This window comes from Pelagicoccus sp. SDUM812005 (genome assembly GCF_031127875.1).
GTDB lineage: Bacteria > Verrucomicrobiota > Verrucomicrobiia > Opitutales > Opitutaceae > Pelagicoccus.
Genome location: NZ_JARXIA010000033.1, coordinates 14912 through 28859, shown reverse-complemented (window position 1 = coordinate 28859; position 13948 = coordinate 14912). Strand labels below are relative to the sequence as shown.

Annotated in this window: 12 protein-coding genes; 9 read left to right on the top strand and 3 right to left on the bottom strand. The window is 54.5% G+C overall.

The features are described from left to right. Window position 1 precedes the first annotated feature (1 nt). The 6 genes from QEH57_RS23710 (at window position 2) to QEH57_RS23685 (ending at window position 7198) form a co-directional block, all read left to right on the top strand. Entirely contained in the window at window positions 2-988 is a 987-nt protein-coding gene (locus QEH57_RS23710; protein WP_309009291.1) for a glycosyltransferase family 2 protein, read from the top strand. A 3-nt stretch (window positions 989-991) separates the two neighbouring features. Then, entirely contained in the window at window positions 992-1909 is a 918-nt protein-coding gene (locus QEH57_RS23705; RefSeq protein WP_309009290.1) for a glycosyltransferase, read from the top strand. After that, window positions 1906-2964 carry a glycosyltransferase family 1 protein gene (locus QEH57_RS23700; protein ID WP_309009289.1) on the top strand — a complete coding sequence of 353 codons (1059 nt, stop codon included), beginning with the start codon at window positions 1906-1908 and terminating at the stop codon, window positions 2962-2964. The genes QEH57_RS23705 and QEH57_RS23700 overlap by 4 nt, the downstream gene beginning before the upstream one ends. Before the next feature lie 95 nt (window positions 2965-3059). Continuing rightward, the gene (locus QEH57_RS23695; RefSeq protein ID WP_309009288.1) at window positions 3060-4085 is read left to right on the top strand and encodes a glycosyltransferase; all 1026 of its coding nucleotides are present in this window, start codon (window positions 3060-3062) and stop codon (window positions 4083-4085) included. Next, a complete protein-coding gene (locus QEH57_RS23690) occupies window positions 4082-5314 on the top strand; it encodes a hypothetical protein (RefSeq protein WP_309009287.1) in 1233 nt (410 codons plus the stop codon). Before QEH57_RS23695 ends, QEH57_RS23690 begins: the two co-directional genes overlap by 4 nt. A gap of 45 nt (window positions 5315-5359) precedes the next feature. Beyond that, window positions 5360-7198, top strand: coding sequence for a right-handed parallel beta-helix repeat-containing protein (locus QEH57_RS23685; RefSeq protein WP_309009286.1), 1839 nt, complete (start codon window positions 5360-5362; stop codon window positions 7196-7198). A gap of 327 nt (window positions 7199-7525) precedes the next feature. Here the strand turns inward: QEH57_RS23685 and QEH57_RS23680 are convergent, their stop codons facing one another. Both QEH57_RS23680 and QEH57_RS23675 read right to left on the bottom strand, forming a co-directional pair. Beyond that, window positions 7526-8131, bottom strand: coding sequence for a hypothetical protein (locus QEH57_RS23680; protein WP_309009285.1), 606 nt, complete (start codon window positions 8129-8131; stop codon window positions 7526-7528). A 431-nt stretch (window positions 8132-8562) separates the two neighbouring features. After that, window positions 8563-9042 (bottom strand): hypothetical protein, encoded by a 480-nt coding sequence (locus QEH57_RS23675; protein ID WP_309009284.1) that lies wholly within the window; start codon window positions 9040-9042, stop codon window positions 8563-8565. Between the two features lie 177 nt (window positions 9043-9219). On the opposite strand from QEH57_RS23675, the gene QEH57_RS23670 reads away from it, so the two are divergent. Together QEH57_RS23670 and QEH57_RS23665 are read left to right on the top strand one after the other, a co-directional pair. After that, window positions 9220-10914: an NAD-dependent malic enzyme gene (locus QEH57_RS23670; protein ID WP_309009283.1), complete on the top strand. Its 1695-nt coding sequence runs from the start codon at window positions 9220-9222 to the stop codon at window positions 10912-10914. A 25-nt stretch (window positions 10915-10939) separates the two neighbouring features. Then, window positions 10940-11323 carry a group III truncated hemoglobin gene (locus tag QEH57_RS23665; RefSeq protein ID WP_309009282.1) on the top strand — a complete coding sequence of 128 codons (384 nt, stop codon included), beginning with the start codon at window positions 10940-10942 and terminating at the stop codon, window positions 11321-11323. Window positions 11324-11370: 47 nt separating this feature from the next. Here the strand turns inward: QEH57_RS23665 and QEH57_RS23660 are convergent, their stop codons facing one another. Continuing rightward, the gene (locus QEH57_RS23660) at window positions 11371-12447 is read right to left on the bottom strand and encodes a PAS domain-containing sensor histidine kinase (RefSeq protein WP_309009281.1); all 1077 of its coding nucleotides are present in this window, start codon (window positions 12445-12447) and stop codon (window positions 11371-11373) included. 182 nt (window positions 12448-12629) lie between these two features. Between QEH57_RS23660 and QEH57_RS23655 the strand changes: the two genes are divergently transcribed. Beyond that, complete coding sequence (locus tag QEH57_RS23655) at window positions 12630-13943, top strand: DUF2254 domain-containing protein (RefSeq protein WP_309009280.1); 1314 nt, start codon at window positions 12630-12632, stop codon at window positions 13941-13943. The last annotated feature ends 5 nt before the right edge of the window (window positions 13944-13948 follow it).

The window sequence follows — 13948 nt, the reverse complement described above, 5'->3', positions numbered from 1 at the left end:
TATGTTGCTGTCTATTATTATAAACAATTATAACTACGGCCGGTATTTGGATGATTGCTTGTCGAGCGCGACGGCGTATCGCTCGGAAAGCGTGGAGGTGATAGTCGTCGATGACGGATCGAAGGACAACTCGCGTTCCGTGATCGAAGCCTGGAGGGATCGGGTGAATTCTGTATTCAAGGAGAATGGAGGCCAGATGTCTGCCTACGCGGAGGGTTTTGAGCGGGCTCGAGGCGAGTGGTGCATCTTTCTTGACGCAGACGACCGTATCTATTGCGAGGAACTCTTTAAACTGCTGGCGAGAGGAGTAGGCGATAAAGTTGTGAAGCTGCAGTATCCGCTGCGGGTGATCGACGGTAAGGGGAATCCGACGGGAAGGGTTGTACCTAGAGGCGCGATGCGGTCTGTCGACTTTAAGGTAATGATTAATGAATATGGAGAATATATTTCTCCTCCGGGGAGTGGGGCAGTTTATAGAAGGTCTTATCTTGAGGAAGTGCTTCCTTACTTTAGTCGAGAGTTCGAGGAGAGGACAGCGGCGGATGCACCCCTTTATGTGTCGGCTCCTATGTTTGGAGAGGTTTGGTCGACTCCGCTGGTTTGTGGCGAATATCGGAGTCATTGTTCGGGCGATAGTCGGATGAGCTTTGAGAGCGATCTTTCTCCGGCGGTTTGGAAGCACTACTGGTATTTGAAGCGTCTAGTGAGCGCTAGGAATCGTGTTGTCTCGAAAATGTTCAAGGCGAGAGGCGAGCCTAGCCGCATCGGTCGCTCGCGAATGGTGAGCGATCTCAAGAGATTAGTGGCGGTGTGCGCAGTGCGGGAGGGGTGGTATCGTAAGCGGGTGCTGTGGGCTAGCTGCGGTAGGGTGATGCAGAATCCTTCTTACGCGGCGAACTTCAAGATCTTGGCGATGGGGTGGTTTGTTGCGGTGACTTATTTAGAGCATTTCGGAGTGAGGAGAAAATTGCTGGAAGGGGTTCTTTAAGCCATGGACTTTGTATATGCTATAATATGTTCCGTTGGGCGTGCTCAGGTCTTGCACGAGACTGTCTTATCGGTGTTGAGGCAGGAGAAGTCCTTCGATAAGGTTTTGCTTTGCGTTGTGAAGGAGGACGATGTCCTGCTGGAAACTCGCATGCTTACTGGAGTAGAGGTTTTGATTAGTCCTAGGAAGGGACTGTGCGCTCAAAGAAACTACGCAATTGAGTCCTTGTCAGATCGGATCGACAGATCGCTCGTCTGCTTCTTCGACGACGATGTCGAGTTGGAGCGGCGATTTTTTAGCGATGTATCTCGGTTTATGCGGAGCGCGGAAGACGTTGTCGCATTTTCCTGCAAGGTTATTGCGGACGGTGGAATCGACCGGCGTTCCGCTCGTGTTGAAATGGAGATGTCGCGAGCCGACGAGAGTGATAGCTTCCGCAATACAGGTAAGCATTGGATACTGTACGGGTGCAATATGGTTATCAGGGGAGAGACCTTGCGGAAATGCCCCTTTAACGAGGAGTTGCCGCTTTATTCGTACGGGGAGGACTATGATATCTCTATTAGACTGGCACGATTCGGCAAGGTGGGGCGATTCGAAGGAGCGAGGTTGATACACTTAAAGCATGAGGGCGGTCGCGTTTCCGAGTTTCGCCGCGGGTACAGTATGGTCGCCAACAATCTCCATTTCTTGAAGAGCGGCGTCTGCCATGTTCCCGTGTCCCTTGGGTACGTGCGCTTGGTGGTCGTTATCGTTCTGAAGGAGGGCGCTTGCGATTTGTTGCAAGGAGTTAGGCAGTGGGTCTGCGGAGGTGGTTCTCTAGGAATGGATTTCTTGGGAAGACTGAAGGGAAGGGCCTATGCGGTGAGGGATATATTGACGGGAAGGTGCCATCCTGGGCGCATCTTAGAATTTTCATGAAAGCGCTTTCCCTCAACGTAAACCTGCGTTCGACCTTGTCTTCCTTGACGGGAGTCCAGCGCTATGCCTTGGAGGTTTTCCAGCGTCTGGAACCTTACATTGCGACTCGGAACACTCGACCGGCCGCGACTCTGGGGGCGGTTGGCGGGCAGCTTTGGGAGCAGTTCCTGCTGCCATGGAAGCTGCGATCGGGAGAATTGCTTTGGTCGCCGGCAAATGTCGGTCCCTTGTGCGTCAGCCGGCAAGTGGTCACTATCCACGATGCTGCTACCTTCGATCACCCCGAGTGGTTCAAAGGTTTGTTTTCGAGGTGGTATCGATTTCTGTTGCCGCTCCTAGCCAGGCGTTGCCGGGGAGTCGTGACGGTTTCGCACGACGCTAAGAGGAGGTTGGTTAATCATCTCGGGGTGCCGGAGGAAAAGGTGAAGGTCATTTGGAACGGCGTCTCTCAGGCGCTGAAACCCGCGCGAAGTGAAGACGTGGCTGAATTGAGGGCACGGTACGGCATTCGTCCGCAAAGCCGGTATTTCGCGTATGTGGGCTCTCTGGAGCCGCGTAAGAACCTGTCCCGTCTGATGAACGCGTGGGAGGAGGCGTCTTTGGGGCCGGGCTTTCAACTGATCGTAGCGGGATCTGCCGGGAAAGTGTTCTCGGGCGGCGGCTGCGATCGCTTGCCAGCTGGCTGCCGGGCGGTGGGGAGGATAAGCGACGAGGAGCTAGTGGCCTTGCTGAGCGGGGCTTATGGGTTCGTGTATCCGTCGCTCTACGAGGGCTTTGGCCTTCCGCCTCTGGAGGCGATGGCCTGCGGGGCTCGGCTTGGCATTTCGGATATCCCGGTGCTCAGGGAGGTCTGTGGGGACGTCGCGATGTACTTCGACCCGCTGGACACCCGCTCGATCGCCAAGGTCCTCGTGGAGATGGCCGCGGAAAAGGAAGCGAATCGCAACGAGGCGGTGCGGCGCGGGCTGGCCCATGTGCAGCAATTCACCTGGGAGAAGTCAGCTCAGGAGCACGCGAATTATTTCCGGGAGCTTGAAAGGGGCATGATAAGATGAGAGTGAACAGCAGTGTGGCTCTGGCCCATCATTGGTTAGTCGGTGTCCGTGGAGGCGAGAAAGTTTTGGAGCAGTTTTGTCGGCTCTTTCCTTCTGTGCCCATCGCGACTTTGGTGAAGGATGAGGGAAAGTGGCCGGATTGGCTGCGGCAGCATGAGGTGAGCACCTCGATCCTCCAGCGTTTTCCGGGAAGCGCCCGGCGATACAAGGCTTTGCTGCCGTTTTTTCCGTTTGCAGTGGGGCAGACCTTGAGAGCGGCTCGCGGGGCGAAGTTGGTCCTTTCGACCGATGCCTCGGTGATCAAGGGACTGAGGGTACCCAAAGGAGCTATGCACGTATGCTATTGCCATTCGCCTCCGCGCTACCTTTGGGAGATGCAGGATACCTATATCAAGCAAAGCGGAGACTTGGGAACTATCGGCAGGCTGGTCTTCAAATTGGTAACGCCGTACGTACGTCGCTTCGATCAAAAGGCAGCTCAACGGGTGGACCACTTCATAGCCAATTCGGAATTCGTGGCTCAGCGGATTCGGCGCTGCTATGGGCGCGAATCGACCGTGATTTATCCACCCGTGGCGGTACAGGACTTTCGCTATCAGGAACAGAAGGAGGATTTCTATTTGGTCGTTTCCGAATTAGTCCCCTACAAGCGAATCGACATTGCGATCGAAGCCTTTAACCGGAGTGGCAAGCGATTGCTGGTCATTGGAGATGGTAGTGAACGAGCTCGACTGGAGTCGATAGCGAAGGATAACATTGAGTTTTTGGGACGGCAACCGTTCGCGTCATTGGTTGACCACTACGCGAGAGCGAGGGCATTCATATTCCCCGGAATCGAGGACTTCGGCATAACGCCTCTGGAAGCTCAGGCTTCCGGTACGCCTGTAATTGCCTATGGGGAAGGGGGGGCACTGGAAACAGTCGTTGAAAACGAGACGGGAGTGTTCTTCCGCAAACAAAATGCGGTGTCGCTACTCGAAGCGATCGAAACGCTCGAAGAGACTGAATCTGCTAGATCTCCTGCTCTGTGTCGGATAAATGCTGAGCGGTTCAGTGAAGAGCGTTTCCGCGAGGAGCTGGATCGGTTCTTGAAGGAGAAAGCGAGCGGGGGACTCGCATGAAATATTCGTTGTTGCTACATCCGCTCATCGTCTTTTTCGGCGTATCCACGTTTGCCTTATTGAACTGGTTTTTGACGCCGTTTGATCTGTTCGCGAGATGGGGAGTCGTGCATTTGGCGGATCGCGTGCTGTTGCTGGGGATCTGGGCGGTTACGGGAATGTCATTCGTGATCGGAACGATCGCGGCCTTGGTCGTTTTTCAAGGAGAGGGGAGAGTGGCGAGCCTGGATGTGCGGCGCCTCGATCAAGTCTATTGGGTCTCGGTTGGGCTCTCTGTCTTTTCTTTCGCGTTTTTCGTATTGAACGCGATCGTGCGAGGAGGGGTGGGCGCTTTGTTAGACCCTTACACGTCGCGGGAATATTATGTTACTGGCATCACGACCTGGGTGCACTTCGGTACTGCTACCGTCGTTTTGTGTCTTTTGTTGAAATCGGTCGGGCTGTGCACTCCTTGGAAAATTGTTGGGGGAGTGGTAGTGCTAGGCACGCTCGCTTTCCGTTCGGTGTTGGGCGCGGAGCGATTAGCTCTGTTCGTACCTCTCCTGGGTGGGCTGGTCGCTTGGATGGTCTTACGGCAAATTAGGTTTCGCTTGTGGCATGCGATCGCAGTGCCGCTGGTGCCGGTGCTGTTCTTCGGAGCGTTCGCTGCCATGGAGTATGGCCGGTCCTACAAGTCGCGAATTAAGGACGGGCATATTGAGGCTGGCTTGCTCAGCTACTCCTTCGAGCGAATTCAGCTCTATTATGCGCTTTCCGTTAACTCGGGTGGTTTACTCTACGAGCTCGTAGAGGATACTGGGGAGTCCTATCCAGTATTTGGAGGGACTGTGGGACCGCTTTCGGACATTACGCGACGCTTGTTTCCACCCGGAATTTATCTTCCGGGCGAAAAGCCGATTACCAAAGACGTGGGGAGAGAAATGGCAGAAGGTGGCATGTACAATCCGGAATTCAACAACAAGTGGGGATTGGTGACGCCCTATTTGGAAGGGCGAATCGTCGGCTTCTTCTACTGGATGATCGCTGGATTTGTCGGGGCTGCCATTCACCGAAGCGCCATGCGCTCGCAGTCGATCTTTTCTATAGCGGCCCTAGGAGTTTTCATCGCTGGCTTGGTTGATGCTGCGAGTCGAGTCAACCTTTTGGCCGGAAGCCAAATCCTCTTTCCTCTGGTGTTGCTGCTGCTGGCAAAGGTTTTGGTGGAGCGCAAGGAGACGCTTGCTTACTGACATATGGTTTTTGGGTTCATTAGGGAGAAGCGATACCTTTTGAGGGTGCCGTTGGTTCTAACGTTTATCGTTGTCACGCTCGCTTCTGATGCTGCGGAGGAGCCGCCTGTTTCGCCGGAAGGGCTTTATGTTGGCCCACAAGGGAGTTCCGGAATCGAGAGCGGCTACGATGTTGATCCTGTGTTGCGTAGTTGCTTAAGCTTGTGGGATTTCAGGCAAGGGGAAGCGGGCCGCTTGCTGTTCCGTAAAGAGGATGGCTCGTTAGTCTTTGATTTCGAAATCGTGTCGAGTGGGATTCGTCTTATTGGCGAGGGAGGGCGGTCGGTTGTCGTCGAAGGTAGTGACTTGGGGTTTTATATAGAGCCAGAGCTGGATCGACTGACAATCCATAGCGATGAATCGTTTGTGGCAACGTTCGAGTCTGAGGACATTTCGTCCATTTCGGAAATTGGGTTCGAAGGGGAGGACGACGAGTTGCGGTTCGAATTTCACCAGATTCCAAGTGATGCGGAAGTATTGGATGTTGTCGGCAACACGCCTCAAGAGAGGTATCTATATTTATTCGAAACCTTGAAGGAGAGTTCTGGTACGCGGCGCACTTTCCATTTGCCTCCGGGGATTTACGATATTGCTTGTCCGAGCGAAAGCCGAGTTGTTCCGATAGAAAGTGTAGAACTGGTAGGGGCTGGTGTTTCTTCTGTGATCAGGCATGTTGATAACGCGTTCGGGACGGTTGGAAAGACCGCGTTTCGTATTGGCGGTGAAGGCTCTATCGTATCCCATTTGACGATTGAAGTCGCGAGCCATCAGGAAAATCGGACCCGAACTCCAGAAATGACCTTGTTGTACGTCGCGGAGGCGGAACGATTTGCAATAGACCATGTTGACGTGAGTGGGGGGAGTGGGGCTGGCATCTTCGTACAAGGATCAAGCAATGGCTTGGTCAGCGACAGCTTTGTCAGCAGGTGCTTGGCAGACGGTATTCACATTACGCAGTCCGAAGGGGGGGCTCCTTCCAGCGATATCGTGATCAGAAGGAATCGCGTGTCAGAGTGCGGTGACGACGGAATTGCGGTGGTTTCGTATGGGGATTTGGGAAAGGCTGCTCCTTGTTCTGGTGTCACGGTCGTTTCGAACCATATTTCAGGTCAGACTTGGGGGAGGGGGATCGCTGTATCGGGTGGACGCGATATTGAAATCGTTAGCAATATCGTTAGCGATTCTCCGTCGGCCGGCATCTTAGTGACCTCTGAGAAATCATATGGTACCTTGGAGGTCACGAATGTCTCCGTCCGCCAAAATTTGATTGTGGATTGCAAGTCTTCCTCCCATGCGGCGATTACCGTGACGACGGGAAACCGAATTATCGATCAAGTGGAGTTAATCGGAAATACGGTTCGCAATCCGAGGCGATCAGCGATTGCTGTTATGAATTACATCGCGAGTAATGACAATGCGGTCAGCGAGATTGTTATCCGTGAGAATACGATCGAGAATTGTCTTAGGGACTTTGCTGTGTATGCGAGTCGCGTTAAAAACCTTACGATTGAGAGAAACACGATCGTAAACACGAAGAAAACGTGCGTAACAATAGTGAGTCCTCAGGGAAGCGTCTTCTTGTATTCGAATCAATTCGTGAACGTTAGCTTGCTGGATGCGTATGGCGATGTGGTTGCCCTTTCCGCTCCAGATGATTCGGACTGTATTGTGGGAATTGTGAACAACCGCGTTTCAATGGATGAGTCGAAAATTCCCCCAAAGGTTTCGTTAAGGTTTCCGGAACGTTTTTTGGAAATTTCACACGATATGAATTTGGTTACGATCGAAGGAAACGAGTTTGATTTGGGTGTACCGGATTCAGTCAAATCTATTCTGTGGCGTTAACGTACCGGCTTCGCGTTGGAACTATCACTTCGAACGGCGGAAAGTAAGTCCTGCTTTTAAAATAGCAGGATCGATTACGTTTTGTCGCTCAAGGTCATGCGGAGCTTTCTGATCGCCTACGCTGCTTGTGTCCAAGAGTTGCTTCTGTGGAAGCCGCATGGGAGGCTGCTGCGGGGATGAAGGTTACTTCCTCGGCCTTGTTAGATGTTTAAGGGGGGTCATAGCAATTGTTTGATCATGTTTATAGCTTAGCAGGCAGATGCCTGTTAGCAGAGGAACCCCGCAAGGTCACTTGCGGGGTTCCAATAAGTTCCTAACGTTTAGAAGCTAGGCCGCTACGGCAGCATCTTTGCGTCGCTTGTATCCTAGGGCGAAGACCAAGATAGACCCTAGTCCTCCGAGGAGCATTGTTGATGTTTCTGGAACTGCCGCAATCGTACCTTCGACCGTGAAGTTCTCGAGGGAGAAAGAGCCGAGGCTCAATGCGTATACATTGAATGCAGCAGATCCTCCGTCGCCAATTTCGTACGAGTATCCTGGGGACGTGGTGAATTCACCAGTTCCGACAGGAGATGTCGCACCAAATAGAGCGGGAGTCGAGTTTACGGTTGTTAGGTGGAGTGCGAGCATCGGTCCCTGGTAAGTTGTAGTTGCAATGATCTTTGTGATCGTTGCTACAAAGCCAGGAGCAATGTCGAAGTTAAACGCGAAGTTCGTTAGGCCGCCGCTTGTCAAGCTGCCGCCAGATACCGAACCTCCCGAAAATGCTCCGATCGATGCGAAATCGCCAGTTCCAGAGGTTGTTGATGCACTTGATACACCATCGGTCTCGAAGTCGAAATCGATAGTGAACGCCGTCGAGGGAACCGCATAGGCGACTCCAGCGATAGTCAATGAGACCGTCGCGATTATTAGCTTTCTCAGCAGTTTCATGGATTAGTTAGATTGGTTGTTCTAATTCCAGTTCAAACATTCATCGAGCACATCTCATTCCAACTCTGTGGTTATGAAAAACGAACGATGATGTATCGAATTAAAGCGTGGTTTTGATGTGCGAAGTAGCAATGATATTGAGAGCGTATTCTTAGCGCTTGCGTAGATACCAGCATAGGTTTGGTGCCCAATTGGCATTTCGGTTGCAAAACGCCTATCGGTTGCCTTGAAAGCGTGCCCAATTTGTAAAAATTAGCTTGAGTAAGGAGAGCGGTTGAGCGAAAATGTACAATCGAGAGTGATCGTATTGCTCATTTTATGGCTTTCTTTGCGATATAGCGATTTCTGTGTTCGCCATGTACAATGGGGTAGTCTGAAGTTCGACTACCCAGCCGTGATACGGTGATTAGAGGAGGAGTAAAACTCGCTCATCATCTCGGAGGAACCTCGCAAGTCTCCTCGTTCTTCTCCTCAGGCAGCAGCGGAGCTTTGGGTCGGGAGTTCTGGCTCATCCTGAGCACTGGTATACCGGAATTGGGTACAACTTGGATTGCCCGGTCGTCCCACAGTTCGATCATATCGAAATCTTTTTGGTTTGTGACCTCAAGTTCGGGGAGTCCGTGCTTCGCTAACCAACTTTTAACCGAGTCGACTCCTTCTGGCAATCCAGCTCGAGCTGTCATTATTTTTATTTGATAGCCGGCGGCGATCCAAACACGCACCCGTTTGAGCATCAGCGGGACTGGACGTCCAATCTGGGTAATGCCTTGCCAGCTTGCGTACTCGGCTAGGGTGCCGTCCAAATCTACACCAATCCAACCTTCTTGTTGGAGGAGGCTCTCCTGTGGGGGGAGGCTTTGTTCCTCTCTTTTGCTGAACTTGAATATTAGAGCTTTGATTGGCTCAAGCATGGCTTTGTAGCTGAATCGAGGACTCTGGTTGCGTCAAGGATTTGCCACTAGGCTAAGTTTGAACGCTTATTGAGAGGTTTGAACTATTGGAGGTCGATAGGCTTTAAGTTATCGCTTCAGGAAAGGAGGCAACACTATCGCCTTGCTATGGGCATAAGCGTTGCTTCTAACGAGAGCATGCCTGAAGCAGAGTCGAAGCGGCCACTTTACATTCCTTATGCGGGACCCATCTTGTTGGAGACTCCGCTGCTTAACAAGGGGAGCGCCTTCACCGCGCGGGAGCGTCGGGAGTTTAACCTTGAGGGATTGCTGCCGCATTGCATCGAGACGATCGAGGAGCAGCGGGACCGCGCTTACCTGCAGTTCAGCGAGTTGACGTCTCGCATGGAGAAGCACATCTACTTGCGCAGCATCCAGGACACCAACGAGACCCTCTACTACTCGCTGCTGACGCGCTATCTGGAGGAGATGCTGCCGCTGATCTACACTCCGACCGTGGGTGAGGCCTGCCAAAAGTTTTCGCAGATCTATCGCCGCAAGCGGGGCTTGTTCATCAGCTACGAGGACCGCGACAAGATCGACCGCATCCTGCGCAACGCGACGCGCAAGCGGGTGAGCGTAATCGTGGTGACGGATGGCGAGCGCATCTTGGGTCTGGGAGACCAGGGGATCGGGGGAATGGGAATTCCGATTGGCAAGCTGGCACTTTATTCGGCCTGCGGCGGTATCAGCCCAGCGAATACATTGCCGATCACGCTGGACGTGGGTTGCGACAACGAGGCTCTGGTCAACGATCCGATGTACATGGGCAAGCGCTCTCCGCGTATCCGGGGCGAAGCTTATTTCGAGTTCGTAGACAAGTTCATCAAGGCGGTGACGGACCTGTGGCCGGACGTGCTGCTACAGTTCGAGGACTTCGCCCAGCCTAACGCGATGCCGCTGCTCAAGCGCTATCGGGACGAGCTGTGTTGCTTCAACGACGACATTCAAGGGACGGCTGCCGTGACGGCGGGAACGTTGTTGGCGGCGGTCGCGCGCAAGAGAGAGTCCCTCGCGGAGCAGCGTATTTGTTTCGTTGGGGCTGGCTCGGCTGGCTGCGGCATCGCCGAGCATTTGGTGGCGCATTTGCAGGCTGAAGGCTTGTCGGAAGCGGATGCGAAGTCTCGTATCTTCATGGTCGACAAGGATGGCTTGCTGACCTCCGACATGGGGGGGCTGCGCGATTTCCAGCGGGAGCTGGCCTGCGACGCGGCCTCGGTGGATTCCTGGCGCGACGAGAAGGGCTTGGTGCCTTTGGTAAACGTTATCGGAAACGCGAAACCGACCGTGCTGGTGGGCGTGTCCGGACAGTTCGGGCTTTTCAAGGAGGAGCAGATTCGTCTCATGGCGAGCCAGGTCGCTCAGCCGATCATTTTGCCGCTGTCGAACCCGACTAGCTTGGCGGAAGCGACGCCGCAGGATGTGATTGAGTGGACGGATGGGAAGGCGATCTTGGCCACGGGAAGCCCGTTTGCTCCGGTCAACTACAAGGGGAAGGTTCACCATGTATCGCAGTGCAACAACAGCTATATCTTTCCGGGCGTGGGCTTGGGCGTCTTGGCGAGCCGGGCCCGGCGAGTTACGGAAGGGATGCTGATCGCTGCCAGCCGCACGTTGGCGGAAAGCTCGCCGGATCGCTCGAGCGTCGGGGCCCCGCTCTTGCCGGCCTTGGACGAGATCCGCAACTTGAGTCGCCTGATCGCTCGTAGGGTGGCGCGGCAGGCCATGGTGGATGGCGTTGCTCGCGAGATGACGGAACTGGCGCTGGAGAAGGCCATCGATAAGGTGTATTGGGAACCGCAATACAGGAGCTATCAGCGAACGTCGCTGTAGTGAATTTTTAGGAACGAGGGAAGCCGTGTATCAAAACGTTAAGGACGATATCGTGGACGAGGCGTCGATCAAACTTATGGTCGACACCTTTTATGGGAAGGTTCGGCAGGATGCTTTGATCGGCCCGGTTTTCGATGCGGTGGTGCATGACTGGGACGAGCATTTGCCGACGATGTACGCGTTTTGGACGAATCTGATTTTCCGGAGGGGGGACTATCGCGGAAACCCGTTCGCTAAGCACGCTTCGCTGGACGTGGGACGGGAGCATTTCGTGAGGTGGCTGCAGCTTTTTGAGGCGACGGTGGCGGAGTTGTTTCGGGGACCGGTTTCCGAGCAGGCCTTGAACGCGGCTAAAAGCATCGCCCACAGTTTCCAGGTGAGGAAGGGGATCGACCCTTTTTCGGCGTAGCTCGATGGCGGCGGGTTCGCTTGGAGCGGAGCTCGTAGCTCTGGAGCTCAGGCGTGCAGCTCGATGCGGAAGGTGGTGCCGACGTTGACCTCGCTTTGCACGGTGATCGTTCCTCCTAGGCTCGAGATGTGGTTGTGCACGAGGTAGAGGCCGATGCCTCTGCTGTCGCTGTGCTGGTGGAAGGTCTGGCGCAGGCCAAAGACCTGGTCTTTGTGCTTTTCGCTGTCGAAGCCCAGGCCGTTGTCCGAGAAGGTTATGATTTTCTTGTTTCCCGAGCGATGGGATGCGATGCGTATCTCTGGAGCCCGGTCAGGGTGGGCGTATTTGAGCGAGTTCGTTAGCAAGTTGAGCAGGACGCTTTCGAGATAGTTGTAGTTGAAGCGTACATACGAGAAGTCCTTGAGGTCGATGCTGACGGTGGCGTTTGAGTCCAGGAGGAGTCGGCTTACCGAATCGAGAACGGTGTCGATTGCCTTGCGCAGGTTGATTTCGGTGAGGTCGACGTAGAGGGGGTCGTTTGCTTGCAGGCCTTCGAGGTGCCGATCCATGCTTTCCTTGAGGCGTTGGCTAGTGGTATTGAGCAGCTCGACGAAGCTGAGGGTTTCTGGGTCGGTGATCGCGGAGGTGTTCCACATGCTCAGCACGGAGAGTAGATTTCCGATCGGGGAGCGGATGTCGTGGGAGGTGGCGTAGTTGAGTTTTTTGAGGCAGTCGTTGGCGGCGGTGAGGTCGGCTAGGAGTTGGTTGCGCTGCTTTTCCTGCTCTTTGACGTGGGTGATGTCTTTGGCGATAGCGTAGACGAGGCCTTCTTCCGTCTTTGGGATGGAGGTCCAGGAGAGCCAGATCACCTTGCCGTCTTTGCTCAGGTAGCGGTTTTCGAAACGCAGCAAGGGCTTGCCTTCCCAGAGGTTGCCGCGGTGTTTTTGGGTAATGTCTCGATCGTCGGGATGGACGAATTGGTTGATGGGGACGGCTTGCAGCTCTTCCCAGCTGTAGCCGAGCAAGTCGATGACGGCGGGGTTGACTTGCTTGAAGTAGCCGTCGAAGCCAGCGATGCAGAACAGATCGTGCGAAGACTCGAAGAAAGGGAGGAGCGAAAAATCGGAAGGCGACGAAGCAGGCATCGGAAAAACTCTCTGTTCCCCTCAAGCCAACGCAACCGAATAGTCGTCCTCTCCTCGTCAAAAAGGAGTAAGTTTGCGATCGGGATTAGGGCAGGTGGGGAAGGCGAAAACGGTTGCTGTTTCACCGGATTCGAGGGTGACTGTCGGGGCGTGAATGCTGCCCCAATCTTAAGGACGGAACTATGAAAACCTATTTGCGAAACCTATTCGAAAGCGTTAGCCAAAGCCTCTGGCTGATGCCGGCCCTGTCTATCTCGCTGGCTGTCTTTATGGCGTACGCCATGTTGCAGTGGGAAGGGACGATCGATTCGGATTGGAAGGACTTCCCTTTCGTGCTGCGCAGCGGGCGGGAAGCTTCGCTGGCGATCGTGAGCGCGATCGTGGGATCCTTGATCACGGTGGCCGGCGTAACGTTCTCGATCACGATCGTTTCCTTGACCTTGGCTTCGTCGCAGTTCGGGCCCCGGCTCCTGAGGAATTTTCTGCAGAGCAGGGCTTCGCAGTTCACCCTGGGTGCGTTGGTGGGGTCCTTCGTCTACGGCATTTTGATTATGCCGGGAATCGACGAGCATTGGGTGGCGAGCGAGGCTCACCCGTCAGTGAGCTTGATGATCGCCCTGGCCTGCTTTTGCGTCTGCATGATCGTTTACTACATCCATCACGTGGCAACGTCGATCCAGGCGGATAGCTTGGTGTCGGTGGTCTACCGGGAACTGGAATGCCGCATCGAGAAGCTGGGGAAACGTGAGAACAAGCGGCCAAAGGTCGACACGCCGGAATGGAACGGGAGGAGCGTGGAAGTGAAGGCGGAGCGTTCTGGCTACGTCACGGCCATTGATTGCGAGGGCGCTTTGGAGGGGGCTTCGCAGCGGAACCTGCGGGTGCGCTTTTTCAAGCGGGCGGGCAAGTTCGTCGCCAAGGGGGAGCCTCTTGCTGCGGTGTTCGGTGAGTCGGAACCCAAGGCCGCCGCCAAGATGGTGAGGGAATGGGTATTCGTCGGCGAGAAGCGGACGCCGGAGCAGGATTTGGAGTTTCTGGTGGACCAGTTGGTTGAAGTTGCCCTGCGGGCGATTTCTCCCGGTATTAACGATCCCAATACGGCCCTAGTTTGCATCGATTACCTCGCTGCCGCGATGCGTCAGCTGAGCGAGCGAGATCTGCCGCCGTGTTATTATTTGGATACGGAAGACGCGGAGCGGGTCTATTGTCCGCAGACCGATTACGATGGCTTGGTGAACGGCGTCTTCGATCAATTGAGGCAATCGGGCAGGAGCTATCCGGAAATCGTGATTCGGCTGATCGAGTCGCTGGAATCGATCGCGCGTTCGTTGCCGGAGGGCGACGTACGTTTGGCGGCCTTGCAGCGGCAATGGGAGCAGCTGGCGGAAGGGCACGATACCTGCGATAAGGATTCGAGCAAGGACAGGGCGGATGTGGTCCGCAGCTTGGACAGTTGCAAGAGCGCTCTCGCGGCGCGGCGAAGCGTGGGCGGCTAACGGTT